The organism is Aquicella siphonis (genome assembly GCF_902459485.1).
Lineage (GTDB): Bacteria > Pseudomonadota > Gammaproteobacteria > DSM-16500 > DSM-16500 > Aquicella > Aquicella siphonis.
The window spans coordinates 356,244-383,067 of sequence record NZ_LR699119.1; the positions used below are offsets into that span (position 1 = coordinate 356,244).

28 protein-coding genes and 1 tRNA gene are annotated in these 26,824 nt (G+C 50.7%); 22 read left to right on the forward strand and 7 right to left on the reverse strand.

The window, feature by feature from the left end; genetic code table 11:
* Window positions 1–61 precede the first annotated feature (61 nt).
* Window positions 62–135: transfer RNA gene (locus AQULUS_RS01670), tRNA-Arg, on the reverse strand.
* A 228-nt stretch (window positions 136–363) separates the two neighbouring features.
* On the opposite strand from AQULUS_RS01670, the gene AQULUS_RS01675 reads away from it, so the two are divergent.
* The 3 genes from AQULUS_RS01675 to AQULUS_RS01685 all read left to right on the forward strand — a co-directional run bounded on the left by AQULUS_RS01675 (window position 364) and on the right by AQULUS_RS01685 (window position 3,104).
* Window positions 364–1,881 (forward strand): YifB family Mg chelatase-like AAA ATPase, encoded by a 1,518-nt coding sequence (locus AQULUS_RS01675; protein ID WP_148340244.1) that lies wholly within the window; start codon window positions 364–366, stop codon window positions 1,879–1,881.
* A gap of 139 nt (window positions 1,882–2,020) precedes the next feature.
* Window positions 2,021–2,413, forward strand: coding sequence for a hypothetical protein (locus AQULUS_RS01680; RefSeq protein ID WP_148338011.1), 393 nt, complete (start codon window positions 2,021–2,023; stop codon window positions 2,411–2,413).
* Entirely contained in the window at window positions 2,406–3,104 is a 699-nt protein-coding gene (locus AQULUS_RS01685) for a ferredoxin reductase domain-containing protein (RefSeq protein ID WP_148338014.1), read from the forward strand. Before AQULUS_RS01680 ends, AQULUS_RS01685 begins: the two co-directional genes overlap by 8 nt.
* A gap of 180 nt (window positions 3,105–3,284) precedes the next feature.
* Here AQULUS_RS01685 and rpoH read toward each other — a convergent pair whose 3' ends face one another.
* Entirely contained in the window at window positions 3,285–4,151 is an 867-nt protein-coding gene (gene rpoH, locus AQULUS_RS01690; RefSeq protein WP_148340245.1) for an RNA polymerase sigma factor RpoH, read from the reverse strand.
* 119 nt (window positions 4,152–4,270) lie between these two features.
* Window positions 4,271–5,317 carry a signal recognition particle-docking protein FtsY gene (gene ftsY / locus AQULUS_RS01695; RefSeq protein WP_148338016.1) on the reverse strand — a complete coding sequence of 349 codons (1,047 nt, stop codon included), beginning with the start codon at window positions 5,315–5,317 and terminating at the stop codon, window positions 4,271–4,273.
* Between the two features lie 269 nt (window positions 5,318–5,586).
* Between ftsY and rsmD the strand changes: the two genes are divergently transcribed.
* The 7 genes from rsmD to gspF all read left to right on the forward strand — a co-directional run bounded on the left by rsmD (window position 5,587) and on the right by gspF (window position 13,203).
* A complete protein-coding gene (rsmD, locus tag AQULUS_RS01700) occupies window positions 5,587–6,147 on the forward strand; it encodes a 16S rRNA (guanine(966)-N(2))-methyltransferase RsmD (RefSeq protein WP_148338018.1) in 561 nt (186 codons plus the stop codon).
* Complete coding sequence (gene trpS / locus AQULUS_RS01705; protein WP_148338020.1) at window positions 6,144–7,214, forward strand: tryptophan--tRNA ligase; 1,071 nt, start codon at window positions 6,144–6,146, stop codon at window positions 7,212–7,214. The genes rsmD and trpS overlap by 4 nt, the downstream gene beginning before the upstream one ends.
* A complete protein-coding gene (locus AQULUS_RS01710) occupies window positions 7,214–7,345 on the forward strand; it encodes a prepilin-type N-terminal cleavage/methylation domain-containing protein (protein ID WP_148338022.1) in 132 nt (43 codons plus the stop codon). The genes trpS and AQULUS_RS01710 overlap by 1 nt, the downstream gene beginning before the upstream one ends.
* A gap of 268 nt (window positions 7,346–7,613) precedes the next feature.
* Window positions 7,614–8,021, forward strand: coding sequence for a hypothetical protein (locus AQULUS_RS01715; protein ID WP_148338024.1), 408 nt, complete (start codon window positions 7,614–7,616; stop codon window positions 8,019–8,021).
* 264 nt (window positions 8,022–8,285) lie between these two features.
* Window positions 8,286–10,400: a type II secretion system secretin GspD gene (gene gspD, locus AQULUS_RS01720; protein WP_148338026.1), complete on the forward strand. Its 2,115-nt coding sequence runs from the start codon at window positions 8,286–8,288 to the stop codon at window positions 10,398–10,400.
* Complete coding sequence (gene gspE / locus AQULUS_RS01725; RefSeq protein ID WP_148338028.1) at window positions 10,391–11,869, forward strand: type II secretion system ATPase GspE; 1,479 nt, start codon at window positions 10,391–10,393, stop codon at window positions 11,867–11,869. The genes gspD and gspE overlap by 10 nt, the downstream gene beginning before the upstream one ends.
* A 104-nt stretch (window positions 11,870–11,973) precedes the next feature.
* A complete protein-coding gene (gene gspF / locus AQULUS_RS01730; RefSeq protein WP_148338030.1) occupies window positions 11,974–13,203 on the forward strand; it encodes a type II secretion system inner membrane protein GspF in 1,230 nt (409 codons plus the stop codon).
* A 99-nt stretch (window positions 13,204–13,302) separates the two neighbouring features.
* Here the strand turns inward: gspF and AQULUS_RS01735 are convergent, their stop codons facing one another.
* Together AQULUS_RS01735 and AQULUS_RS01740 are read right to left on the reverse strand one after the other, a co-directional pair.
* Window positions 13,303–14,073, reverse strand: a complete 771-nt coding sequence (locus AQULUS_RS01735; RefSeq protein WP_148338031.1) for a hypothetical protein — start codon at window positions 14,071–14,073, stop codon at window positions 13,303–13,305.
* Between the two features lie 40 nt (window positions 14,074–14,113).
* Window positions 14,114–14,725 carry a hypothetical protein gene (locus AQULUS_RS01740; protein WP_148338033.1) on the reverse strand — a complete coding sequence of 204 codons (612 nt, stop codon included), beginning with the start codon at window positions 14,723–14,725 and terminating at the stop codon, window positions 14,114–14,116.
* Window positions 14,726–14,896: 171 nt separating this feature from the next.
* On the opposite strand from AQULUS_RS01740, the gene gspG reads away from it, so the two are divergent.
* From gspG to AQULUS_RS01780, 8 genes are read left to right on the forward strand one after another with little or no spacing between them, the layout of a single operon-like run.
* Complete coding sequence (gene gspG / locus AQULUS_RS01745) at window positions 14,897–15,349, forward strand: type II secretion system major pseudopilin GspG (RefSeq protein ID WP_148338035.1); 453 nt, start codon at window positions 14,897–14,899, stop codon at window positions 15,347–15,349.
* Window positions 15,346–15,888, forward strand: coding sequence for a type II secretion system minor pseudopilin GspH (gene gspH / locus AQULUS_RS01750; protein ID WP_172622691.1), 543 nt, complete (start codon window positions 15,346–15,348; stop codon window positions 15,886–15,888). Before gspG ends, gspH begins: the two co-directional genes overlap by 4 nt.
* Entirely contained in the window at window positions 15,857–16,273 is a 417-nt protein-coding gene (gspI, locus tag AQULUS_RS01755; RefSeq protein ID WP_172622692.1) for a type II secretion system minor pseudopilin GspI, read from the forward strand. The genes gspH and gspI overlap by 32 nt, the downstream gene beginning before the upstream one ends.
* Window positions 16,263–16,988, forward strand: a complete 726-nt coding sequence (gspJ, locus tag AQULUS_RS01760) for a type II secretion system minor pseudopilin GspJ (protein WP_148338041.1) — start codon at window positions 16,263–16,265, stop codon at window positions 16,986–16,988. Before gspI ends, gspJ begins: the two co-directional genes overlap by 11 nt.
* The gene (gspK, locus tag AQULUS_RS01765; protein WP_148338043.1) at window positions 16,985–17,932 is read left to right on the forward strand and encodes a type II secretion system minor pseudopilin GspK; all 948 of its coding nucleotides are present in this window, start codon (window positions 16,985–16,987) and stop codon (window positions 17,930–17,932) included. Before gspJ ends, gspK begins: the two co-directional genes overlap by 4 nt.
* Window positions 17,933–17,955: 23 nt before the next feature.
* On the forward strand, window positions 17,956–19,161 hold the full coding sequence (gene gspL / locus AQULUS_RS01770; RefSeq protein ID WP_148338045.1) for a type II secretion system protein GspL: 1,206 nt from the start codon (window positions 17,956–17,958) through the stop codon (window positions 19,159–19,161).
* A 47-nt stretch (window positions 19,162–19,208) separates the two neighbouring features.
* Entirely contained in the window at window positions 19,209–19,703 is a 495-nt protein-coding gene (gspM, locus tag AQULUS_RS01775) for a type II secretion system protein GspM (protein ID WP_172622693.1), read from the forward strand.
* A 40-nt stretch (window positions 19,704–19,743) separates the two neighbouring features.
* On the forward strand, window positions 19,744–20,583 hold the full coding sequence (locus tag AQULUS_RS01780) for a carbon-nitrogen hydrolase family protein (protein ID WP_148338049.1): 840 nt from the start codon (window positions 19,744–19,746) through the stop codon (window positions 20,581–20,583).
* Between the two features lie 133 nt (window positions 20,584–20,716).
* On the opposite strand, the gene AQULUS_RS01785 is transcribed toward AQULUS_RS01780, so the two are convergent.
* The gene (locus AQULUS_RS01785) at window positions 20,717–21,070 is read right to left on the reverse strand and encodes a tetratricopeptide repeat protein (RefSeq protein ID WP_148338052.1); all 354 of its coding nucleotides are present in this window, start codon (window positions 21,068–21,070) and stop codon (window positions 20,717–20,719) included.
* Complete coding sequence (locus AQULUS_RS01790; protein ID WP_172622694.1) at window positions 21,063–21,584, reverse strand: type II secretion system protein N; 522 nt, start codon at window positions 21,582–21,584, stop codon at window positions 21,063–21,065. The genes AQULUS_RS01785 and AQULUS_RS01790 overlap by 8 nt, the downstream gene beginning before the upstream one ends.
* 255 nt (window positions 21,585–21,839) lie before the next feature.
* Between AQULUS_RS01790 and AQULUS_RS01795 the strand changes: the two genes are divergently transcribed.
* The 4 genes from AQULUS_RS01795 (at window position 21,840) to gshA (ending at window position 26,796) form a co-directional block, all read left to right on the forward strand.
* Entirely contained in the window at window positions 21,840–22,301 is a 462-nt protein-coding gene (locus AQULUS_RS01795; RefSeq protein ID WP_148338056.1) for a PH domain-containing protein, read from the forward strand.
* Between the two features lie 219 nt (window positions 22,302–22,520).
* On the forward strand, window positions 22,521–23,597 hold the full coding sequence (gene hemE, locus AQULUS_RS01800) for a uroporphyrinogen decarboxylase (protein ID WP_148338058.1): 1,077 nt from the start codon (window positions 22,521–22,523) through the stop codon (window positions 23,595–23,597).
* Window positions 23,598–23,607: 10 nt separating this feature from the next.
* Window positions 23,608–25,422 (forward strand): protein-disulfide reductase DsbD, encoded by a 1,815-nt coding sequence (gene dsbD, locus AQULUS_RS01805; RefSeq protein WP_172622695.1) that lies wholly within the window; start codon window positions 23,608–23,610, stop codon window positions 25,420–25,422.
* A 39-nt stretch (window positions 25,423–25,461) separates the two neighbouring features.
* Window positions 25,462–26,796 carry a glutamate--cysteine ligase gene (gene gshA / locus AQULUS_RS01810; protein WP_197737273.1) on the forward strand — a complete coding sequence of 445 codons (1,335 nt, stop codon included), beginning with the start codon at window positions 25,462–25,464 and terminating at the stop codon, window positions 26,794–26,796.
* The last annotated feature ends 28 nt before the right edge of the window (window positions 26,797–26,824 follow it).

Sequence of the window (26,824 nt, forward strand, 5' to 3'; positions counted from 1 at the left end):
TGTCCGGGCGCGCGGATGACGGGCAATACGTACAAATTGGTTTGCGCTTCTGTTTGATGAACGCGCCCGAGAGGATTCGAACCTCCGACCCTTGGCTTCGGAAACCAATACTCTATCCAACTGAGCTACGGGCGCACTCGGCTGCTAGAAATAGCTCATCTCTTTTCAACTTGCAAATGTTTTTATGAATTATTCGGTAAATTCGGCCGCATACATGGAGGGTGTTCAATGAGCATTCTCCATGTATGTGTCTTTATTTTCAGGCAGGCCGGTACCTGGCCGGTTCGGGCATCCACATTACTCTTGCTATTGAAATTACACCCGCGGCAAGCCGCGGAAATCTGTTGCAGAAAGGACAATCCTATGGCTCTTGCAATTGTATATAGCCGGTCATCATCGGGCATTACCGCTCCTCTCGTTACGGTGGAAGCGCACCTGGCTTTTGGAATGGCCGGATTTTTTATTGTCGGATTACCCGAGGCTGCGGTGAAGGAAAGCCGTGATCGCGTGCGCAGCGCGCTGGTGAATTCGAATTTTGAATTTCCATCAAGACGGATTACGGTCAATCTTGCGCCGGCAGATTTACCTAAAGAAGGCGCAGGTTTTGATTTGCCTATTGCGCTTGGCATTCTCGCCGCATCGGGACAAATTCCGCGGGACCGGCTGGAAGAATCCGAGTTTACAGGCGAATTGGCGTTATCAGGGGATTTGCGCCCGGTTCGCGGGGTGTTGACGATGACTCTGGGCGCGCACCATGCTGGCCGCCGCCTGATCGTGCCCGAGGTAAACGCGATGGAAGCGTCATTAGCTGATCAGGCAACGGTGCTGTCAGCGAACCATTTGCTGCAAGTCTGCGCTTATCTGAAGGGCGAACAGAATTTGCCTCGCAGCGTGCGCCCGCGTTTTGACCCGGAAAATGAAAATACTCCGGATCTTGCTGAAGTGAAAGGCCAGCCGCACGCCAAGCGTGCGCTTGAAATTGCGGCGGCGGGACGCCACAGTCTGTTATATATCGGTCCTCCGGGTACCGGCAAGACCATGCTGGCCAGCAGGCTGCCAGGAATATTGCCGCCCCTGCAGGAAGACGAAGCGTTGGAAGCGGCGGCGGTTGCTTCTCTCAGTCACCGCGGATTCAACCCCTTGCACTGGCGGCGGATTTCTTTCAGGTCTCCTCATCACAGCAGTTCCAGCGCGGCGCTGGTGGGAGGCGGGCGACCGCCCCGTCCAGGTGAAATTTCACTGGCTCATCACGGGGTTTTGTTTCTGGATGAGCTGCCTGAATTTAACCGGCAGGCGCTGGAGTGTTTGCGGGAACCTCTGGAATCAGGGTCTATCACCATATCGAGGGCGGCTGTCCAGGCAGTGTTTCCCGCCCGCTTTCAACTGGTGGCAGCCATGAATCCTTGCCCTTGCGGGTATGCGGGCAGCACGCAGGAATTCTGCCAGTGTGATACGGAGAAAATCAAACGCTATCTTGGCAAGCTTTCCGGTCCGCTGCTGGACCGCATTGACATGCAGGTCGAAGTGACGCGGCCCCGCCCGGAATTACTGATAAAGCCGGGTTCTTATCCGGATGAAACCAGCGCGGAAGTCCGCGGCAGGGTGATGTACGCTCGCCAACGTCAACAACAACGGCAAGGTAAATGCAATGCGATGCTGACCGCGGGTGAGCTTGATTCTTATTGTCTGCTGGATGCGCAAGCCCGGGATTTGCTGGCGCAGGTCATGCTGCGGTTCGGGTTATCCGCGCGCGTTTGTCATCGCCTGGTCAAGATGGCCCGCACGATCGCCGACCTGGCTGACATGGAAGTCATTACGTTGGAACATCTGGGGGAAGCGTTGAATTATAGGTGCCTGGATAGGTCAAGAATGATGATTTAATGATAAAAATGATTATTATTTTATCTCTCCTGGCAGGCATTTTTATTTAGAACAGCTATAATGAAAATATGTTATTCCGGATGTTTTCCTGGACGGTAAGATGTGATAAGACTTGAAAATAACGAAATGGGGAGGATTTATGGCAATGACATTTTATCCGCATCTGGAAGATGCCGCAAAGGGGAGCCTGGAAGAAAGAATTGATTTGCTTATGGAAGCTGCTGAACGTTACAAGGCTGTTATTCTGGATGAATCTGCGAAAGTCGCTGCTGTCGATCCGAACAAGCGTATGGTGCCGCGGGATCAATCGGCGGCTTATAATTGGGAAGAAATATCACATGTCTTGCGCGCGATCAGAGAGTTATCAGAGAGCAATAAACAGGATAAAATCAAGAAAGCGGATCTCCTGGCCAAACTGGCTGAAGTTTATGAAGTATTGCGCGCTGCAAAAATGTCCAAGCTGGAAGCCGTGAGGCTCGCATTAATCAGTGAATCCAATCAACTGAAAGGCGGGGCTCCACAAGTTGTCTAATACGTATTTCTATGAAGTCATCCGTATACAAACCCTGGTGGGTGAAGTGTCGCAGATTTTTCTTGAACCTGGTTCGCATCTTGCGCTGTCTTATGAGGCGGGACAATATGTCAATGTGCTTCACCGTGACCAGAGTGCTTCTCCGCTGTCCATTGCCTGCGCCCCTTTCAGCAGCCGTGTCCTGGAGTTTCACCTGTTTCATCCCCCTGAAAACCATCAGGCCAGGGATTTGCTGCAAATGGGAAAAAAGGAAAAGTCTTGGAGACTGACCGGACCGTTTGGTGACTGCACAGTCGGCCGTCTGCATCCGCGTAAACCGCTATTTTTTATTGCCCGTGGCACCGGGTTCGCGTCAGTCAAGGCTGTGATTGAAGCATTGTCGCAAGCACAGCGCCGGCCGCCTATGCATTTATACTGGAGCATGCCTTTACGCTCCGAGTTTTATCTGGAAAATCTGCTTGAGCAGTGGGCTGAAGAGATAGACGGTTTTGGTTGCACGCTCATCTCGCGCGATCATCGCGCCGGCAAGGCCGACTCCCTTTGTGAAACATTGATCCATGATTGGGGTGATCTGTCTGATTGTCAGATTTATGCAAGTGGTTCGCCCTCTTTTGTGAATGCCGCATTTTCTATCTTGCGCGATTACGGCTTGCAGCGCAGTTTCTTTTATTCCGACGTTGTTTCTGGGTAATTCGAGAATCTTTATGGATTAGGTGTCTTTGGTTTTCTGCTGCCAGAAACACATCGTAATGGCTTGATGGCTCATATCGTGAACATGCCAGTGTTACGCTGGGTCACTGTGCTGGCGTCATGTCTGCGTTTTGATTGCGGACGAGGGTATTTTCGCGTGACAGTCGCGCCAGGAATTTTGTTACGCGGCGATGGTTTCTTCAAATGCCGCGCGCAGTTTTTGCATGGCATTCTTTTCCAGCTGGCGCACGCGTTCTGCAGAAATCTGGTATTTGTCCGCCAGGTCTTGCAGGGTTAATTTGTTCTCATCCAGCCAGCGGGTGCGTATGATATCCTGGCTGCGTTCATCCAGCTTTTCCAGGGCATGATAAATGGTGTCACTGGATTGTTCTGACCAGTCGGTATTTTCCAGCTGTTGTGCCGGGTTGTAACGCATGTCTTCCAAAAATCCGGCAGGCGTGAAATGATGCTGGTCATCCTCGTCGTCATCATATCCGTCAAAAGAAGCATCCGAAGTGGCAAGACGCATTTCCATTTCCCGGACGGTTTCAGGCTTGACCTTCAGGTCCCTGGCAATATCATCGACTTCCTGTTGCGTCATCCAGCCCAGGCGTTTTTTAAGGTTACGCAAATTAAAGAACAGCTTGCGTTGGGCCTTGGTGGTCGCCACCTTGACAATACGCCAGTTGCGCAGGATGTATTCGTGAATTTCAGCTTTGATCCAGTGCATGGCAAAAGTGACCAGGCGTACACCCACATCGGGATTGAAGCGGCGGACTGCTTTCATCAGGCCAATGTTGCCTTCCTGGATAAGGTCAGCCAGGGGAAGACCATATCCCTGGTAACCTTTGGCAACGCGTACCACATAGCGTAAGTGGGCTAAAATGAGACGTTTAGCCGCCCCCAGTTCGTTATGCTTCTGGAGCCGGACAGCGAGGTCGTGTTCTTCTTCCTGGGTCAGCATGGGAATCTGGTTTACATAATGCAGGTAAGTTTCCAGACTGCTAACCGGCAGGCGAACATCAACGGTTTGTAGACTCGTATTTATGTTGCCCATCTTTATGCTCTTGGGGAGTTGAAAAATATAATTTTAGCGGCCTCATCATACCTGATTTTGGCCTGCTTTTTCAATAAGTATAGCCTGTTTCAAGAGGCTGCCGCTGGTCCCTACGCGGATGGGGCGGGCTGGGAGGATTCGCCGGCGAACAAGGCGTTGACAAAATCATCTGCGTCAAAAGGCCGCAAGTCTTGAATTCCTTCTCCTATCCCTATGAATCTAATAGGTATTTTTGTCTGGTTGGCAATGGCAAAAATAATGCCGCCCTTGGCGGTGCCATCAAGCTTGGTTAATACAATGCCGGTCACGCCCATGGCTTCATTGAATTGCTTGACCTGGTTCAAGGCATTCTGGCCCAATGAGGCATCCAGCACGATCAGGGTTTCGTGCGGCGCGGAAGAATCGGTCTTGGCGAGCACGCGTTTGACTTTTTGCAGTTCGGCCATCAGGTTGGACTGGGTGTGCAGACGGCCGGCCGTATCCGCAATCAATATATCCGCGCCACGGGCCTTGGCTGCTTCCATGGCGTCGAAAATGACTGCGGCAGTATCGGCTCCCGGTTGCTGAGCGATCACGGGAACCTGGTTGCGGCTGCCCCAAACCTGAAGCTGTTCAATGGCCGCTGCGCGGAAAGTATCACCTGCCGCCAGCATGATATGCTTTCCTTGCTGTTTGAAATGACTGGCGAGTTTGCCTATGGTGGTGGTCTTTCCTGACCCGTTAATCCCGACAACGAGAATAACAAAGGGCCTGGTTTCCGGGGCGATGGATAAGGGTACTGCGCAGGGCCTGAGAATTTGTTTCATTTCTTCCTGGAGAAAATGAAAGGCCGTTTGGGCGTCATTCAGTTCTTTGCGCGCGAGCTTCCTGGTCAGGGCTTGAATTAACTGGTCGGTTGTTTCAACGCCGACATCCGCCGTCAATAAAGCCATTTCTATATCATTTAACAAATCCTGGCTGATCTCTTTTTTGCCAAGAAAAAGATTGGCCATGCCTGTTGCGAGAGTAGCTCGGGTTTTTGATAGTCCTTGTTTGAGACGGGCGAAAAGCCCCGGCTTGTTCCGGATATCTTCTCCAGCAGGCGCGATGCCCGTTTCAACAGGGTTAGGGCTGTCTGCTGTATCGGTATTTTTTTTTCTCTTGAGAAAGTCAAACATAATAGATGCCCTTGGAAAAAGTGGTTAATGTTAGCATAGTTCTGGAAATGAAACAGGAGTGCGGCGAGTTGCGCTGAATGAGCGCAAGCAATGCAAGCACAAGCTGAGCTTGTGCGCAGCATATTAAAATTAATAGCGAGGTTTTGGTTAAACGCTATCCTGTCACCTTGCGCGATGGGGTGTTCTTAGAGGGGAGAAGCGCGATTCTCCCCTCTAAGTGCAAGCACAAGCTGAGCTTGTGCGCAGCATATTAACAAGAGGCATATGGCATGAAACCAGGTTTTGTACGGGTGATAGGCGGAAAATGGCGAGGAAGGCGTCTGAAGGTGCCAGAAATGCCGGGGCTGCGCCCCACGCCTGACAGGGTGCGGGAAACCTTGTTCAATTGGCTGGGGCAAAAACTTGGCGGAACGCGTTGTCTGGATTTATTCGCGGGTAGCGGGGCGCTGGGATTCGAAGCCTTGTCGCGCGGGGCAGAATATGTTGAATTGGTGGACCAGTCTGCCGATGTGGTCAGGCTGCTGAAAGAAGAACTTGCGCAGTTTAAAGCTGAAAATGCCTTGGTCTATTGCGCGCGTGTGCCCGCAGGGCTGCGGCCGCCGGCGCAGCCATTTGATATTGTGTTCCTGGATCCGCCCTACCAGGAAGATCTCTTGCTGCCATGCTGCCATTATCTGGAGGAAAAAGGTTATTTAGCAAATTCTGCTCTTATCTATCTGGAAGCACGCGCCATTATCAAGGATAATGACTTGCCGCAGCGCTGGCACATCATCAAGGCGCAGCAGGCGGGACAGGTTTATTATCATTTGGCTGTTAGAGATACAAAATGAGTAAAGAGCAAAAACCACGATTACTGACAGGCGACACCTCAACCGGACGTCTGCACCTCGGGCACTGGGTTGGATCGCTGGAAAACCGCGTGCGCATGCAAGACGAATACGATTGTTATTTTATCATCGCGAATATCCAGGCCATGACCACGCGCATGGACAGGCCCGCTGAAGTGCATCAGCATGTGATGGATGTCATGCTGGATTATCTGGCCGCGGGCATTGATCCGGCGCGCAGCACGGTCTTTATCCAGTCTGAAGTGCCCGCGATAGCCGAACTGACCGTGTTTTTCAGCCTGCTGGTTCCCTATCCCCGGCTGATGCGCAATCCCACTATCAAAGATGAAATTCGTGACAAAGGCCTGGGCGATAATTATTCTGTGGGTTTTTTGCTTTACCCCGTCAGTCAGGTGGCTGATATTCTGGCATTCAGACCGGAAGTCGTTCCAGTGGGAGAAGACCAGATTCCTCACCTGGAATTGACCAGGGAAGTCGCCAGACGATTTAACCAAGTGTACTGTCATGTGGATCCGCAGACGCCAGATGAAGAATACCTGGATAAGGGCGGGCTGTTCCCGGTCGTGGAGACCAAACTGGGCCGCAGCCGCCGGCTGGTAGGTATCGGGCCGCCGGGGCCGGATGGAAGTCTTTTGAAAATGTCAAAATCCATGAATAACGCCATTTTTCTGAGTGATGATCCTGACACCGTCAAAAAGAAAGTCATGGCGATGTATACCGATCCTAACCGGCTCAAGGCGACTGACAAGGGGTGCGTGGAAAATAATCCCTTGTGGATTTTTCATGAAACATTTAACCCTGATCAGGATTGGGTGCGGGAAGCGGAAGAAAAGTATCGTGCGGGGACAATCGGGGATGTGGAGTGCAAGCGGCGGCTGATTGATGTTCTGGTCGGAGTCATTGAACCCATGCGCCAGCGCAGACTCCAATATGAAAAGGATTTGCACCATGTGGTATCCCTGTTGAAAGAAGGGACTGCCAAGGCGAATGAAGTGGCGGGTGCAACACTGGTTTTGGCGAAAGAGGCAATGCGGCAGAGGTATTTCTAATGCAGACAGATGACAAAAAAGATGAAATCAATGTTTACCGGCTGGGCCGGCTGACTGTGCTTGAACTGATGGCGGTTCTTGCCGTGTTGGGCATTCTCGCAACCTGGGTGCTGCGGCGTTTTTTTGCCTAACACTTGTGTCAGGATGGTGTCCGCGCAAGCGCACGGTGTCTTTTTGTGGTTGAAGTCCGGATGAATTTGCGGCATTGTTTTTCGCGATTGATTTTTGACTGGAAATCATGAGGGACTCTTTGCACCTGTTTAAAATTGGGATAAGATAACAATTTTATGTTAATGGTTTACACAAACCCTTAGCTGGGCATTTTTTGAGGACTTCAGGAAATTCCAGCCAAGCGGATAAACTGATGTGGGTTAATTTAATTTATTAAGGAAAAATATCATGCGTAAAAATCTTCTTGTTGCTGCTCTTGTTGGATTATGTGTAATGGGCCTTTCTGCCTGCTCCAAAGGTGAAGACAAATCCAGTGATACCACCACCACGACTACTGCGATGGCTACGGAACAAGCTCCGGCTCAGACTGCCGATGCTGCTGCTCCAGTCCAGGCCCAGCCTGAAGCCAGCCAACAAGTTGCTGACAGCAGCCAGGCTACGGCTACTCCGGAAGAGCAAACCACCGCACCGCTTACCACTGCGGACAATTCAAATTCTTCCAGCATGATGGGTTCCGCTACCGGTACTATGGGTTCGGCTACCGGCACTATGGGTTCCGCTACCGGCACCATGGGTTCGGGCACCAACGTGATGGGTTCCGGCGCGATGGCTCCTTCTAATGGTTCCAGCAACTAAACTCTTGCTATCATGGTACCGCCTGCTGATCACTATCGCAGGCGGTGCTTTCTTCAAGGCAACACCTGAATCCCTGTTCTTTCCCCGGCTGTTTCTCTTTCCTTAGTTTTGTGTGCCCGGCCTGGTTTGCCCAGTCTTGAGCAGCGGGGTATTCACTGCCGTCCGCTGAGTTTCGTGATTATTAACTACCTGTACTGACTGCGTGGAAATTTGTGATAATCTTAAGCGATCTTTTTTATGTTGAATGCCGGATTCTAGAAAAATATGAAATTTTTTCCCTTGATGATGCGCAAACTGATGAGCCAGCTATCACTGGCTGTAGTTTGTGGTTTATGGATTTCTTCTGCATCGTTCTCTGAACAGGCTCCCGCGGCTGCTGCTGTCAAACCGCAGCTCAAGGCGGCAAACGTCCAAGGCGCCCAGCCTGTTGACGAGGTGAGCGTCAAAGCCAGTGTGAACGCCGAGGAGCCTGTCAAACCGGCCAAACGGTTATGGAACCTGCAGGATGCTGATATCATGAGTGTCATCACCGAGGTATCCCAGGAAACCGGCAAGAACTTTATTGTTGATCCGCGTGTCAGCGGCAAAATTTCTCTTATTTCCAGCAAGCCGCTGAAACAGAATGAAGTCTATCAGGTCTTTCTGTCAGTGCTGGGATTGCTGGGATATTCAGCCATACCCAGTGGTAATGTAGTTAAAATTGTGCCAAACATGGAAAGCGGGGAACAGGCAACGCCAGTCGCTTCCAATCAATTGCCGGGCAAGGGCGATGAAGTGGTGGTGAGAGTCATACCGCTTGAGAATGTATCTGCGTCGCAGCTGATACCGGTATTGCGCCCTTTGCTTCCGCAGTGGAGCAACATCTCGGCTTATACTCCCGGCAATGTCATCATTCTCTTGGGGCGCGCATCCAATCTGGATCGCATTCACACCATTATTGAAGATGTAGACAAGGCTTCTACCAGCGGGATTCAAATGATACCGCTGCGGCATGCTTCCGCGCCGCAGGTGGCACTGGTCTTGAACAACCTGCAGTCAGCAGCGCGCGCTGCGGGCGAGTCGAGTACGGTTTCAATCGCAGTCGATGAGCGCAGCAACAGCCTGCTGCTGGGCGGACCAAAAGCCGCGCGATTGCGCATGCGGGTGCTGGTATCACAGCTGGACGCTCCCAGCCAGGCGCCCTCCGGTAACACAGAAGTGATTTACCTTCGCTACCTGGAAGCAAAAACACTGGCTCCCTTGCTCAGCAAGATTGCAGCGAATATTCTTGGCAAGAACAGCGGCGGTCCGGCTTATGAAAGCACCAGCACCAATACATCGCCTGCGTCTTCAACCACATCCAGCGTATCAAAGGAAATCTCGACCAACTCGCCCAACATACAGGCAGAACCGAATACCAATGCGATCATCATCACCGCGCCGCCCGCTCTCATGCAGGCATTAAAATCTGTTATCGCAAAATTGGACATTCGACCCGCGCAAGTGCTGGTGGAAGCCATTATTGCCGAGATTGATGAAAGCAACCTGACCAGTCTGGGTATTCAATGGGGCAGCGTGGCATCTGACGGAACAGTGCAGACAACTAATGGTTCCGCTATTTCATTTCCGCCTCTTGGCGCCGGGGTGGTGGGTATCATGCCCAGTGTGCAAATCCAGGCGGTGTTAAGTATTTTGCGTAACCAGAATGGAGTGGATATTCTATCAACGCCGTCCATCATGGTGCTGGATAATCAGAAGGCCACGATTGAAGTGGGGCAGGATGTTCCCTTTCAAACCGGTTCTTATGCGACATCAAATAACGCAACCACCGTGACGCCATTCACGACAAATCAGTATAAACCGGTAACCCTGAAGCTGGACGTCACACCGCAAATCAATCTGGGTACCTCGGTTCGTCTCAAACTGAGCCTGAAAAATGATACTTTGCAAAATCCCCAGAATCCGGGTCTGACTCCGCTGATCAATACCAGCAAGATCAGTAATACCGTCATCATCAAAAGCGACGATGTGCTGGTGCTGGGCGGACTGATCAGCAATTCCAATAATGAAAGCATCAACAAGGTGCCGATACTGGGAGATGTTCCGATTATCGGGCCGTTATTCCAGCAGAAAACAACGAATCAGCAAAAGAAAAATTTGATGGTCTTTATCAAGCCTATCATCATTCATAATAACGACGCCGCCATGACGATTTCCGAAACGAAATATAATGAAGTGCGCAAGACACAGGCGAATTTCCGGGGTGACCTGGCGACCATAGGCGATGAACCAGCGCCCACCAAGCTGCCGCCGTGGAAAAACAAACATGATTTGCCATTGCCGTTTGCGGGCAAGGATCCTATTGATCCTTGTCCGCCAGGAAGTGATCAATGCCCGTAGAGATAAACCCATTACGCTTTGCATTTTCCAAGCGCTACGGGGTGTTGGTGGCCGGCATGGAAAATAATATTGCGAAGGTGGTTTATCACGAAAAACCCCCTCTGATGGTGCTGACGGAAATACGTCGCCAGTTGCAAATGCCTGTCGAGTTTTCGCAAGTGAGCAGCGAGGAGTTTAACGAGCTTCTGGTCAAAACCTATGAAACTGACTCTTCCACCGCCATGCAAATGGCGGAAGACCTGGGAGAATCATTGAATCTGTCGGATCTGATGCATGAACTGCCCAAGGCGGAAGACTTGCTGGAGAAACAGGATGATGCTCCCATCATACGCTTGCTGAATGCGTTACTGAGCGAGGCTATCAAGGAAGAAGCTTCAGATGTTCACATTGAAACCTTTGAAGACCATGTCACCATTCGTTTCCGCGTGGACGGCATATTAAGGGAAATCCTGGAGCCGCCGCGTATTCTCGCTCCATTAATTATTTCCCGCATCAAGGTGATGGCGCGTCTGGATATCGCTGAGAAACGGCTGCCTCAGGATGGCCGCATTACCTTGCGCATAGGCGGACGCGCGGTTGATGTGCGCGTTTCCACCATGCCCACGAATCATGGCGAGCGCGCAGTGTTGCGTTTGCTGGATAAACAGACCGCGCGGCTGGATCTGAAGGAATTGGGTATGGATCCTCAGTCCCTGGAATTATTCGTGAGCCTGATCAAGAAGCCTCACGGTATTATTCTTGTCACGGGTCCGACAGGCTCGGGCAAGACGACCACGCTTTATTCAGGACTGATCATTTTAAACGACAGACAACGCAATATCCTCACAGTGGAAGATCCTATCGAATTTGACCTGGTCGGCATAGGCCAGACGCAGGTCAATAATAAAATCAACATGACATTTGCAAAAGGATTGCGCGCCATTTTGCGCCAGGACCCGGATGTGGTCATGGTAGGCGAAATCCGTGATCTTGAAACCGCGCAAATCGCGATACAGGCGAGCTTGACCGGCCATCTGGTCTTGTCGACCCTGCATACAAACAGCGCGATCGGAGCGATTACGCGCCTGGATGATATGGGTGTGGAGCCTTTTTTGCTGGCTTCCAGTCTGGCGGGCGTACTGGCCCAGCGCTTGATGCGGTTGCTGTGTCCGGAATGTAAAAAACCCATGCTGGCGACTGCGAGTGAATGTGAAATATTAGGTGTTTCCGCCGCAGCCTCGCCGGTGATTTATCATGCGGCAGGGTGTTCACATTGTCGTTATACCGGTTATTCCGGCAGAAGCGGAGTTTATGAACTGATTGCGGTTGACGAAACCCTGCGTACCATGATTCACGACCGCCAGCCGGAACAGCAAATGCGCAAATATGCCCGCGGCAAATATCCCAGCCTGCGTCAAGATGGATTTCGGCGCGTGCTGAATGGTGAAACCTCACTGGAAGAAGTGCTGAGAGTGACCAGTGAGGATTAATCCGGGTTTGAACGGCCGGGCCTCGTGTTTCGCTGTCGGTCAACGGTGAATGACGCTCACGGATTTGTCACTGTATGAGTCAATTCAAGTGTTAAGGGGGGTGCATGCCGGCTTATCATTACGTTGCGATCAGTCAAAACGGCCGGGAGCAAAAAGGCGTTATCGAAGCGGAAAGCGAAAAACACGCGCGGCAATTGCTGCGTGATAAATCCTTTGTGCCGGTGCGTGTGCAGCCTGCACAGGAAAAAAAGAGCTCAGCCGGCAAGGCTTCATTTGCCTTGTTTAAAAAATCGCGCGGATTAAGCAGCAAAGAGCTGGCCCTCATCACACGGCAGTTTGCCACTCTGTTATCCGCGGGGTTACCTGTTGAAGAAGCGCTGCTAGCGGTGGCGGAGCAGGCGGACAAGCCTCGTGTCAAGGGACTGCTGTTTTCAGTGCGCAGCAAAGTGGTCGAAGGACATTCGTTGGCAGCAGCATTGAGAGATCACCCGGAAGCATTTACTGATCTGTTCAGTGCGACGGTTGCGGCGGGAGAAAAGACCGGCCATCTTGACAAGGTGTTGTTGCGTCTTGCGGATTACACCGAGCAGCAATGGCAAATGCGCCAGAAACTTAAAACTGCATTGATTTATCCCTCCATGATTGTGCTGGTTGCAATCGGTATCGTGGGGTTTCTGCTGGAATACGTGGTCCCCAAAATGATAGCCGTGTATGGCAATTTGAATCAGGCTTTGCCGGCGATGACGGAAATACTGATATCCATCAGCTATTTTGTGAAGAGTTACGGCTTGTATACCCTCATCGTGATAGCGGCGGGCATTTTTATCTGGCGGCGGGCGTTGAAAAGCAGCGAGGCACTGCGGGAAAAATCACATCGATTGCTGTTGCGCCTGCCTTTGTTGGGTTATGCGGTCAAAACAGCTGATACCGCGCGATTTTCCCGTACCTTGTCTATTCTCTCCGCGGCAGGCGTGCCCATTCTGGAAGCCATGAATATCTCTGCCCAGTTGATCACCACTCTGCCGATACGCGATTCTATTGAACAGGCCGTACTCCATGTGCGTGAAGGCGCGGCCATACATCTTGCCTTGAAACAGACCACCTACTTTTCGCCCATGAGTATCCATATGATAGCGAGCGGGGAAGCCAGCGGCCAGCTGGAATCCATGCTGGAGCGTGTCGCGCAAAATCAGGAAGACGAAATCAGCCGGCTTATTGAAGTCGGACTGGCTTTGTTTGAGCCCGCCGTGATTCTGATCATGGGTGCGATTGTATTGTTTATCGTGCTTGCCGTGTTACTGCCCATCTTTAATCTGAATGAATTCACCGGATAGCGGCGTCTTTACGTTGGCGGGTATCCACTGCCGATATTCGCGAAAGAGGTTTGCCAGGGGGGTCAGGTCAGAATAGCGATGAAACTGCCGCTGCAATCATTATTCAATGATGTCGATATTCATGCCGCCAAAGACTTGCTCTATGGTTTCTTCTGCTGCGTCGGCGAGAGTGTAACCGGTTTCGCCAAACCAGCGGCGTATCGCCACCAGTTCCCGGCCGCGCAGGAAAATGTAAAAACCCAGATAGGCAACGTCAGGGTCCATGCCGTCAATTTCCTGAAAGGCGTAACGTTCGGCATAAGGCAGGCGTTTATGAGATTCCGCGTTGGTATATTCGGACAGGATTTTGAATGCTTCTTCGGCGGTCGCGGCTTGTTCACAGCGGGCTTGTACGACTTCGTAATCGTGCACACGCTGATGCACAATTCGTTCCAGCTCATCTTCGTCGAACAGTTCCGCGAAACCATGCGGGAGTCTTTCATTGATTCCGAATACTTTATTGATGAAATCCGCTTTAATGATTTTGATGATCGCCGGGTCTATCAATTTGTGCAGCAAGGGCACCAGCAGACACGCGCGCTTGAAAGAAGGCAGATTTAAATATAATGTGCCTTCCTTGATAATCATGGTGCCCAGGCGTAAAGGGTGTTGTGGATTTTTTTTGAAGGAATCCAGGGATTCGAAGTGGGTATCTTCGCATTCGCCCCGCCAAAAGACATTCCATCCTCCCTGTTTTGCTTCCACGCACTGCAGGTTTTTCAAGGCGGGTTCCAGTTTTTCTGGCTGAAGGATTTGATAGGCTACACGTATAGGTTGATAAGCCTCGCCTGTTTCTACAGTTAAAAAAGGCTTTTGCAACCGCTCAAACATGATGATCTCCTATATCCTTTGCGTATCTCAGGGGCTTGAGCTATTTCATCCCGGGTGATTGAGGTTTATAAGTATCTTCCACTTCTTTAACGACTTGTGCTTTTTGCTTGGCTTGCTGTTTCAGTTCAGCAGCCTGGACGTATAATGTTTTCAGCGTGCTATCCAGCTTGTCTTTTTGTCCAGGCTCGGCAAATTTGGAGTCTCCCATGGTGACTGCAAGGGTTTGCGCTTCCTTGTATACCTGCTGGTAAGTCTTTGTGTATTTCTGGTTTAATTCACTCAGCTGATTCAGTTGTGTTTCAAGCGCGGCTTTCATCTTCGGATCGGCAGTCTCCGCCCGGCCTTGAAGCAGGGTGATTTTAGAGCGAAGCTTAATCATTTCATCATTGGCTTCTGCCAATTCCCTATGAATATTTTGAAGGTTTTCTACCATGGGTCTGACACTTTCATCCGCGCGCTGGGCCAGCTGAGGATTGGTAAGTGATTGGGCGATATCCAGTTTTAACTGCTGGTTGTCTGAGTAGGCTGACCTAAGCAGGTTTTCCATTGCTTGCCTAATATTATCAAATACTTCTTTCAAAGCTTTTGAGCTTTTATCAGCAGTATTTAGCAAGCTTTTATAGACTTCTTGTTGGGCTTCTCTTGGATTCATATCATCCTCGCATTGCGATTCAGTTTTCAATTACCCTAATTATAATCGCTTTTTCTTACCATCAACTTAAATTGTACTCTTCTTTCGGCGATTTTATAACTGTTTACATTTTAGACAGATTTTGTTAAATTTTCAAATTCTTCATTAAAGACAGGATAATGGTATAGTAATATGAAAATCCAATTTCAATCAATGAATTATCGAAAAGCCGCCGGTTTCACCCTTATCGAAGTCATGGTGGTAGTAGTCATCCTGGGCATTTTGGCCGCCATTATTGTGCCAAAAATCATGAGCCGTCCCGAGCAGGCGCGTATCGTCAAGGTCAAACAAGACATTACCGCAATACAGAGTGCGCTGGATTTATACAAGCTGGATAACGGCGTTTATCCAACCACGGACCAGGGATTGCAGGCGCTGGTCACGCGTCCTTCCGCTCCTCCTGTGCCGCGCGACTGGAAGTCGGATGGTTATCTGCAGGATTTGCCTATGGATCCCTGGGGTCTCGCATATCAATATATCAATGATAATGAAAAAGTGCGTATTTTCAGCTATGGGCCTAAAGGCAGGGATGGTAACAGCGAAATTGGCAACTGGAACATGAACGGCGAGAAACAGGTATCGTGAAGCGTCAATGCGGGCGGTCAGCCGGCGGGTTCACGCTCATTGAAATACTGGTGGTGATTTTTATCATCAGTATTGTCACGAGCGTGGCCTTGCTGACGGTCAGCCGCAATGAAAACAGACAAATAGAATCGTTTACCCATGAGCTGGTCCAGCTGGTGACCCTGGCGGAAGAGCAGGCCATGCTGCAGCCGGTTGTGTTGGGTCTTGCGCTGGACGAACAGTCATACCAGTTTTCAACTTTCCAGCCTGGTGAGGGGGAAAAAAAGCCGTCCTGGACGCTGTTTCAGGATAAAATGCTGGGTCCGCACCGTATTCCGGAAGGTATTCAGCTGGGCGTGGAAATCAGCGGTCAGCGTCAGGCTGCCGAACGTGACGACAACCAGGACGAAGAAGGCAAACCGGCGGCTCCGCAAGTCATTATATCCACGAATGGCGATATCACACCTTTTACAATCTATGTGGGGAAACGCGGAAAAAAACCCCGTTATGTCATTACAGGGGATGCGGATGGTCGTGTCACCAGCAAACTATTGTCTTAAGGCCGCGAAACAGGCGGGCCTGACACTGATAGAAGTCCTTATTGCCCTGGCGATTGTCAGTATTGCCATGACAGCTGTTATCAAGGCGACATCACAAAACATCAATTCCACAGGATATTTGCAGAAAAAAACCATGGCGCTTTGGGTTGGGCAGCAGGTGTTGAATGAAATTCGCGCTGGCGTGCTCAAAACGGGCGGCTCATCGGGCAGTCAGAAACTGACGACGGAAATGCTGGGACAGGAGTGGTATTGGTCTACCGAAGAAGAAGAGACGCCTAATCCTCGTATCAAGAAAGTCCGCGTCAAGGTTTTTGCGAATGAAGAGGATGAACAAGATGAAACTCCTATCATGACGCTGGAGAGTTTTTTGTATCATGAACAATAATGCCTTGTTCCACGGTTCCCGCCGCCAAAACCGGCGCAGCCAGGGTTTTACCCTGCTGGAAATACTGATCGCGCTGTTTATATTCACCATCCTCTCTGTCATTCTGGTGGCAGCGCTTCGCAGCGTCATTAATTCACAGTCACGTACGGAAGCAAAAGCCGAACGTTTACGTAATCTTCAGGTCGCCTTGCTCATTTTTTCGCGCGATGTGGCACAATCCGTGGACCGACCAATTCTGAATGCTTCAGGCAAGGAAGAAGGAGCTTTTGTGGGAAATCCGCGGGGATTTTCATTTACCCATGCCGGTTTTGCGAATCCGACCGGCGTACCGGCACGCAGTGCCTTGCAGCGCACGGGATATGTCTTTCGTGACGAGGGCTTGTTCCGTTTGACCTGGCCGGTACTGGATCAGGCTCCGGAAACCCGGACCGGGGTGAGACGTTTATTGTCCGGCGTTCAGGGTGCGCGCTTTCAATATCTCGATGCAGAGGGAAAGTTTCAGGATAACTGGCCGCTTGATGGAGGGGACGCTCTTCAGCCGTTACCGCGCGGAGTAAGAATTTATCTCAACCTGGCGGATTGGGGGGAGATGACCCAGTTTTATATGATACCCGCGCAGGGAAATCAGAATCCTCAGCCGGCCGGCAAACCCGCCGGCGCGTCTTCGACGGACAGCCGGCCTTCTGGCGGAAAACAGGAGGGCAGGGATTCATGAGACGATTGACACTGCCGGGATTGAAAAGCCAGCGGGGAGTGGTCATTGTCGTTGCTCTGTTTTTTGTGGCGCTGGTTGCCACCATGGCTTATCTCATGATGGCGCGGCTGGAACGAGATACGCGGCGCACCAGCCTGTTATTGCGCAATGCGCAGGCCGAGCTGCTGGCCCAGGGATCCATTGACTGGGCAAAAGAACAATTACGGGATAATCTGGTTCGTCAAAAACCGAACAAGCCTGTTGATGTGATGCCGGCGCGCTCACCCGTCAATCAGGTTAACGGCTATGCCATTTCCAGCGTCATTTACGATATGCAGTCACGTTTCAATCTCAATAATCTCGCCAGCCCGGATGCACAGGCGGATTTCAAGCGGCTGATCCAGATTGTGGCGCCGGAAGTGACAGAGCAGCAGGCGCAGGCGATAGTGCTGGGTGTTGTGGACTGGATCACTCCGGGCCAGCAGCAAAATGAATTCGAAAAATATTATCTCAGCGTGTCTCCTCCGTACCGCGCCGCGCATCGTGCGATGGAAAGCGCGAGTGAATTGCAGCTGGTCAAAGGGATGTCGCCGGCGTTATATGCCAGATTAAAACCTTTTATCACGGCCTTGCCAAATACGACCCAGATCAATATCCAGACCGCGCCGCCTCAGGTCATGGCGGCAATGAGCCCTAAAATGACGCTGGAAACAGGCAAGGCTGTAGACAAAATCCGCGCGGAAACGGTTATTCCTAATGTGCAGGCATTTTTATCCCTGGATTTGGTGAAAAACCATGATATGCCCGCGGAAAAAATCACGACGCTCAGTGAATATTTTCTGGTGGAAACCGAGGTTGCCATAGAGAAGCAGCATGTTGTGCTTTATACTCTTATGAATCGTTCGGGAAATGACGGCAAGAGTCCTGTCAAAATCATCTGGCAAAGCAAAAGTGTGCCCGGTTAACTTTACGGAAGGATTGATTGGGAATGCAAGATAAGCTCATCCTCTATTTACATGCGCATGACACGGCTCATCCCGGCTGGGTCGTTCTGGATGCGAATCAGTCAGTGGCGCAGTGCATTCACCATGGCGAAGCGCAGGCATTGTCCGAACTGTCCATCGGCAAGAAAGTGACGGTTGTTGTGCCCGCGGAAGATATTCTGCTCACTGAGGTCAGGCTGCCGAAAATGAGTCATGCCAGGCTCATGCAGGCACTGCCTTACGCGCTGGAAGACCGGCTGATCAGCGATGTCGATTCCCTGCATTTCGCTACCGGCGCAAACAAGGCTGACGGGGCCTTGTCGGTCGCTGTCGCTGGGAAACAAAAGATGCGGGAATGGATGGCGCTGCTGGAGTCCTGGAATGTGCAGGCCGATGAGATGATCCCGTTAACACTGGCGTTGCCGCTGGAAGAGAACACCTGGCAGATTGTGATAACAGAAACGGCCGCTGTGCGTACGGGTTTAAATCAGGGGTTTGCCTGTGATATTCAAAACCTGCAGGAATTGCTGGAGATCGCCCTCGCGGACGCAGTGAATATTCCCAAATGCCTGCGCATACATCAATATTCACAAAATCCTGTCGCACTGTCCCTGACGATGCCGGTTGAAATAATCTCAAGTCAGCTGATGACGGAACAGTGGCCGGTTGATCTGGCGCGCAACCTGGTGAATGATTTGCCTTTCAATTTGCTGCAAGGCGAGTTTAAAAGCAAAAAATCCCGTCTTCCACACATGCAAAGAATCTGGAAGCTGACATTTTATCTTGGTCTTGCGTGGGTTTTTTTACTGTTTCTTTATCCCACTGTTTCCTACTGGATCCTGGGGCAGAGAGTCAGGGAAATTGATAGTCAGATAGAAAAAATCTATAAACACAATTTTCCTTTATCTAGCAGTCTTGTCGCGCCCAGGTTACGCATGGAAGAAAAATTACAACAACTCACGTCTTCAGCGAGCGATAACAAATTGCTGTTATGGATTGATTATCTGGGCAAGGGAGTATTGGAAACGCCCAGCATTCAGCTAAAACGGCTGGATTATCAGACGAATCAGATTACCGTCGATTTAACGGCGCCTTCATCAGATGATTTTGCCCGGTTCACTGAATTCCTGACCCGACAAGGTTTGCGGGTCAAACAGCAGAGCGCGAACCTGACCGGCTCGCGGATTAACGCGGTCATTATTGTGGATTAGCAGATATCCGGATCACTCGATAAGAGGCAGGCATGAAAGAGTTTTGGATGAAAGCAAAAGAATGGTGGATGAGTCTTGCCGCGCGCGAGCGTCAGGCGATGACAGCGGCGGGTGCCCTGCTGGTCTTGTTTATTATTTATCAATGGATATGGTCGCCGTATCTGGAATATGTCAATCAGCTGCGCAAACGTATTGCCAGCGATCAGGAAACTCTTGTCTGGATGCAGGCGGCGGACCAGGAAATCCAGAAAATTGAAAGTCAGTCTAAGGGCAAGGCAAAATCGTCATCGCCTGTGGCTTTGTTGAGTCAGATACAAAAGCAAATCAATCAGGCGGGTCTGGACCAGTCTCTTTCGCAGCTTAAACAGGCTTCCAATGATTCCATCGAAGTGCATTTTCAAAAAGTGGATTTCGAAAAGCTGATGACGTTACTGGTCAAGATCCTGAAGGAACAGAGTGTATCGGTAACGCAATTTTCCGTGACAGCTTCAGACGAAACAACCGGCATTGTAAACGCAGACATGATTATCAAACTGTCCTGACCCGCAAAATGAATTTGGCGTCATCGGAACGGGAGCTTGCATGACAACCGTAGCGGCTGTTCAAATGTGTTCTACATCTGACGTGGAAGAGAATCTGGCAGCCGCGGCCGGCCTGATTGCTTCCGCGGCCAGGCAGGGTGCGAGGCTGATTGTGCTGCCTGAAAATTTCGCCGTCATGGGGGTGGACGATGACGAGCGCTGCAGGCAAAAGGAAGTTTTTGGCGCTGGCAAAATACAGGATTTTTTATCTGCCCAGTCACAAAAGCATCACGTCTGGATCGTGGGCGGAACGATTCCGATGGCATGCCAGGACGAAGCAAAAGTGCGGGCGGCCTCCCTGCTTTTCAATGAGGCGGGAGAATGTGTCGCGCGTTATGACAAGATTCATCTGTTTGATGTGGTTATTTCCGACCACGAATCATACAAGGAATCTGACGGTATTCAGCCCGGCAGCAAGATCGTGGTGGCGGAAACGCCAATAGGCAAAATCGGGATGGCGGTATGTTATGACATTCGCTTTCCGGAATTGTTCCGATGCATGGCGAATGCGGGCGCTGAAATCCTTGTTTTGCCGTCCGCGTTCACGGTGAAGACTGGCGAGGCGCACTGGGAAGTCTTGACACGCAGCCGTGCGATAGAAAATTTCTGTTATGTGATAGGCGCGGGACAGGGCGGCACGCATGGTAATGGGCGGCGTACCTACGGTCACAGCCTGATTATTCACCCTTGGGGCCGCAAGCTCGCTGAGCTTACAGGCGAGGGGGCCGGCGTCATCTGTGCGGACTTGAATCCGGATGAGCTGGCTGAAATCAGGAAATCCATACCGGTCGCTCAACACCAGCGTATTTTTTTCAACATCAATGGATTGAATGAAAAATAAATTGTGACGCCGTCTCTCTGGTCTTTCCTGGTTATTATCCGTTGGCAGCAAGGCGGTTTTTTTCGAGAGCGTTCATTGATCATTCTCGTTTTTCCAGGAATTCTGGTTCGCGAGGAACATTCCTCAGAGCTGGCTACCCGGTTTTTTTCCAAGGGCTGGGACGGTTTGATTTTTTGCTGACTTCAATCATTTCAAGCGCTTTGATGGCGGGAGGATAGCCTTTGCTGGCGGAACGCATGATCCAGAAGTGACCGACATCCGTATCCTGCGCAACTCCCAGGCCGTAATAATACATGTAGCCTACGGCATATTGTGCTTCAGCGTTGCCATCGCAGGCGATAGGCAGCAACTCATGCATGGCGCGTTTGTAATATCCTTGTTCAAAATAGCGCTTTCCCTGGTTCAGCTCAGACTGGACCCGTGGTGATGTCGTCGCGCAGGCGAGCAGGGAAAAACAGGTCAGACAGATAATGATGATTCTAGTCATGCAGTGTACGCTCCACGATTTGCCTTGGCTTGAATTGCAAGCGTTCGCGCGGCAAAGGCAGTTTTTCGAAATGACCATTGTTCTCAAGCACAATGGCATCAGCGGTAATTTCATAGATTTTCACACCGTAAGGCAATTTATCGCCGACCTGGAAAATTTTGCTGGGTTGACCAGCTATGGAAATATAGGCCTTGGATACCTGTCCGGCGCGGCTGTTGTCGACTTTGACAATGCCTGTGACTTGCAGCTGCAAGTTGGTAATGGGCATGTCGCCCAGTTTGGTTAGGGATTTTCCAAACAGATGATCTCCGGGCGGCGCGGCTGCGAGTTCTGAGGAAGAAGTGCTTTTTACGATGACCGGCGCTTTGGTCGGATGTCCTCGGGTCAATAACCAGTCATCGCGCCATTGCAGCGCGGAATAAATGAAAGTAATACCTGTCAGCGCGGCAACTGTCAAACATAAGCCCAGCGCGGCTTTTTGGGAATGGCTAAAATTTAGGAGTGATTCATTCAAATTCATTCGTCATGCTACCCATGGGCCGGGGGTTGATCCAAGGTCTGCCGTCATACTCTCTCGGCGAACGGTATGGCTGTATCATCATAATTGGAATATTATAACTTAATTGGAGGGATTATCATCTCTCGCCGGTAAAAATGAACACCGCGATTCTTACTCCAACGCAGCCAGGCGAAGCGACTCCGGATAATATTTTTATGAATCAGACTGGTAAGACAGGCAATGAACAGGGAATAACCAGGGAGGACAAACGTGAGCTATATTGACAGGAATTTGCTGCCTGATGAAAAAATCTTGTTTCGCACGAAAAAACATCTGATTATTTTCTTTTATCCGCTGGTGCTGGCGATACTTGGCATCTATGCCTATGACTATATGCGAAATAACGAAATACTTCAGCATGTCGCCTGGGCTCCCAGCCTGATTATCCTGATTTTCTGGGGCTATGTTGGTCTGGAGTACATGACATCCGAGTTCGCGGTCACCAACAAGCGCGTCATGATGCGGGAAGGTTTTTTTTATCGCCACGCCAATGAAATGCGCATCAATACCATTTTCCAGGTCAATGTGGATCAAAGCCTGCTGGGACAGATGCTGGATTACGGCATGGTTTCCATCAATGCATTTGGTGCTTTTGATGCCTACTCCATGATCGCACATCCTTACACCTTTCAGAAAGCAGTCAACGAACAGCTGGATAAACTTGTCCGCTGAGTCAGGTCTGGCTTGAACCCATGAAAATTACGGGTGACGGGCAAGCGGTTAGGGGGTGTTTGGCGGCATAAAATTAAGTTCACTTAGCCGCGGGCAGATCGTATAATGCTTTGGCGATAGAAGTGTGAACCTATTATTCAGCGAATAAACATAATTCAATGCTGTTTGCCTCCATATGATCTTGGTCTTTACAATACTTAAGCTTGGGAATGGTACTTCATGAACCAACTGCAAAACGACCGCTTTTTAAAAGCTGCCTTGCGCGAGCCGGTGGACAGGACGCCTGTCTGGATCATGCGTCAGGCGGGGCGTTATCTGCCTGAATACCGCAAAACGCGCGAACGGGCGGGAAGTTTCATGCGGTTATGCAAAACTCCTGAGCTGGCCTGCGAGGTGACTTTGCAGCCGCTGCAACGCTATGCGCTGGATGCAGCCATTATTTTCTCCGATATTCTGACCATACCCGATGCCATGGGATTGGGGCTTGAGTTTGTGGAAGGAGAAGGCCCGCGGTTTTTGCACCCGCTAAGCCACGAAAAAGATATCCTGCGGCTTGCGGTTCCCGATCTTTCCGGTCTGTCTTATGTTTATGACGCCATCAGACTGGTCCAGCATGAGCTGGCTGGAAAAGTACCTCTTATCGGATTTTGCGGCAGTCCCTGGACATTGGCAGCGTACATGGTAGAGGGGCAGTCACGAACCGGTTTTCCCCGCTTATTAAAAATGCTGGAAGAAGCCCCCATTTTACTGCATAGCCTGTTGGACATACTCGCGCAAGCGGTTTGCGCGCACTTGAATGCCCAGATCCAGGCGGGTGTACAAGCGGTCATGATATTCGATACCTGGGGCGGCATGCTGGAGACCGGAAATTACGAGGAATTTTCACTCTATTACGTAAAACAGGTCACTGCGGAGCTTTTGCGTCACTATAATAATAGAAAGGTTCCCGTTATTTTATTTACCAAGGGGGGGAGCCGCTGGCTGGAGCAAATAGCCCGGTCCGGATGTGATGTGATAGGTGTGGATTGGGAAATATCGTTAAATGAAGCGCGCTTGCGAGTAGGCAATGGGGTTGCCTTGCAGGGCAACCTGAATCCAGCCTGCCTGCGGGAACCGCCTGAAGTCATTCGTGAAGAAGCCGCGCGTGTTCTGGCCTCCTATGGCCGTGGATCAGGCCATGTTTTCAATCTGGGCCATGGGATAACCCCCGATGTGCCGCCGGATCATGTTAAAGTACTCGTGGATGCGGTGCATGAATTCAGCAGGGCGTACCACGTTCCGGGCGACAGTCAATGAAAGGTGGATTATGCAGTACAGCAAAGCGGAATTAGCAAAACAGTGTTTGTTTATTATTGTACTGGCAGTCAGCTGGCTTGTTGCCGGGCCGGCCTTTTCCGCCACTAAAACACCGTTGCCAGCCGACAAGGCATTTGTATTGACGGTCTCGGTTGAACAGTCGAACTTACTGAATATAAAGTGGCATATCGCGCCGCAATACTATCTGTACCGTCAGCGCATGCATTTTACTTTTGATCCCAAGCTGATTGCGGACATCCGTCTGCCGCAGGGAGAGGTGAAGCAAGATCCCAAGCATGGGCAATATGAAGTCTATTCCGGTGATGTCAACATACCTGTCGCCTTGCAGACTTCGGCAAAAACCATACAGCTTACAGTGGACTATCAAGGCTGTTCACTGGAAGGATTTTGTTATCCTCCGTCACAAAAGACATTGACGCTGGATTTGTCAGGCCAGTCAGGCATGGCTGGCGGTGCGGCGCAGACTTTGCAGCCCCCCCAGTCTTCCTTTCAATCACTGTTAACAGACCAGAACGGGGTGCGGACGCTGCTTGCTTCCAAACAGATGGGTGTAATGCTGCTGATATTCGCCGGTCTGGGGTTGCTGCTGGCTTTCACTCCCTGTGTTTTACCCATGATACCCATACTGACCAGCATCATTGTCGGCCATAAGCAGCCAGTCAGCACCGGAAAAGCTTTCATGCTGTCTGTGTCCTATGTCATGGGTTCGTCGATTACCTATGCATTTGCCGGCATGGCCGCCGCCTTGATGGGCGGGTCCCTTCAGGCGTGGATGCAACAGCCCTTGATTATTATTCTCGTCAGCGCCTTGTTTGTATTGCTTGCGTTTTCCCTGTTCGGATTTTATGACTTGCGCCTGCCGCGTGAATTACAAAACCGGATTACTTCCGTCAGCCGCAAACAGGAAGGCGGTACTTATGTTGGCGTCTTTATCATGGGGATGGTGTCCACGCTTATCGTTTCTCCTTGCGTGACCGCGCCGCTGGTTGGCGTGTTGATGTATATCGCTGAAACCGGAAACATGGCGCTGGGCGGGGGCGCATTGTTTGCCATGGGATTAGGCATGGGTATTCCACTGGTTGTGATTGGCGTTACGGCGGGCAAATGGCTGCCCAGACGCGGGCCCTGGATGTATGCGGTACAACGTTTTTTCGGTTTGCTGATGATAGGCATGGCAGTATGGTTGTTGTCGCGTGTATCTTCCCCGGCGGTCATCCTGAAATTTATCAGTGTCATGCTGCTGGCGGCAGCGGTTTATCTGGGTGTTTATCTTCCGCGCTTCGAGGGTTCGAAACGGATGAAGCGCGGTTTTGGCCTGGCGTCAGGTATTGCAGGCGTGCTGCTGTTTACTGTCGTCAGCCTGCCCGCTGTCATGACTCATCTGTCTCCCGCGCGCCAAAGCACACTCGCGACGAATTCATTTACCATCGTGCACGACCTCGCTGATCTCAACCAGCAGCTGGCGAAAGCGCAGGCGGCACACAGGCCCGTGCTTCTCGATTTTTATGCGGACTGGTGCGAATCCTGTGTGGTGATGGACAAAACAGTATTCAGCGAACCGGGTGTGATGAAAAATTTAAGCCGTTTCATCTTGCTGCGCGCGGATCTTTCTGCAAACAATGCCGCAGATGAAGCCATGCTGAAAAACTATGATGTTATCGCGCCTCCTACGGTCTTGTTTTTTAATAATCAGGGCCAGGAAGTCAATTCACACCGTATTGTGGGAGAGCTGACGGCCAATGAATTCATGACCCGCATCAATACTTTTATCACCGCGAGCTGTGATAAAAACGTTGCGTGTTAAATGTATTACCCGGTCTTGTGCCGCAGCGCATGACAAGGAATGACGAATATTATCAAGAGGACTACCATGCTGGTTACATCGCACGCCGCATTACAACTCAATACTTCAGTCACTGAGCAGCTCCATGTTTTGGAGAGCCATTTTCTTGCCAGACGCAAATTGATAGAAGGCTGGTTTCATTCCCAATGGGAGCAAACCATGCCTCCGGTTTACGGCTCCATTGATCTGAGAAATTCAGGTTTCAAGCTGGCTCCGATAGACATGAATCTTTTTCCCGCAGGTTTTAATAATCTGAATCCTGATTTTCTCAATTACTCGGTCAGCGCCGCGCATGCCATTATTCAGAAAGCGGTGCCGGGTGCAAAAAAAATCCTCCTGATACCAGAGAGCCATACACGCAATCTGCGTTACTGGTCCAATATCAAAATCTTGCAGGATATATTGATCAAGGCCGGTTTTCAGGTGCGCTTTGGCATTCTCAGCGCTGAAATCACCGCGCCTCATGAAATTGTTCTCGAATCAGGTGGAAAAGTGCTGGTTGAACCCTTGCGTCGAAAGGATAATGCGCTTTGTCTGGATCAATATGAGCCGGATATTGTGCTGTTAAATAATGATTTATCGGACGGTATTCCCGAGATTTTACAAAACCTTCAGCAAGCGGTGGTTCCTCCTGCGCAGCTGGGATGGAGCCAGCGGTTTAAGTCGGAGCATTTTCAATATTATGCACTGGTTGCTGCCGAGTTCGCGGAATTGGTCAACATAGATCCCTGGCTGATTTCCCCCTTGTTTCGTTACTGCGGAGAAATTGATTTCATGCAGCAGGAAGGCATGGAGTGTCTGGGCGCGAATGCCGAAGTCTTGTTCGCCGAAATTCAGAAGAAATACAACGAGTACCGGATTCCTCATCAACCGTTTTTAATCATCAAGGCGGATGCGGGTACTTATGGCATGGCGGTCATGACGGTGCGTGATGCGAATGAGTTAGGTTCACTGAACCGCAAACAAAGAACACGCATGTCCATGACCAAGGGAGGGCAGCCGGTGCGGCGTGTCATCATCCAGGAAGGTGTATATACTTTTGAAACGTTTGGGCCGGACAAAGCGGTCGCGGAACCGGTCATCTATCTTTGGGGAAGCCAGGTGGTGGGCGGGTTTTATCGCGTGCATCAGAACCGGGGAATCGATGAAAACCTGAATTCACCCGGCATGAAATTCGAACCTTTGGCCTTTGCGCAGACGTGTCATGAGCCTCGCGAGGATATGGATCCTGATGCATGCCCAAACCGGTTTTATACCTATGGTATTGTCGCCAAGCTCAGCATGCTTGCCGCAGCACGGGAAATCAAGGGTTTGAGACAGGCTGGCAATGGTTAAGAGCATGAGGCCGGATACACAAATGACA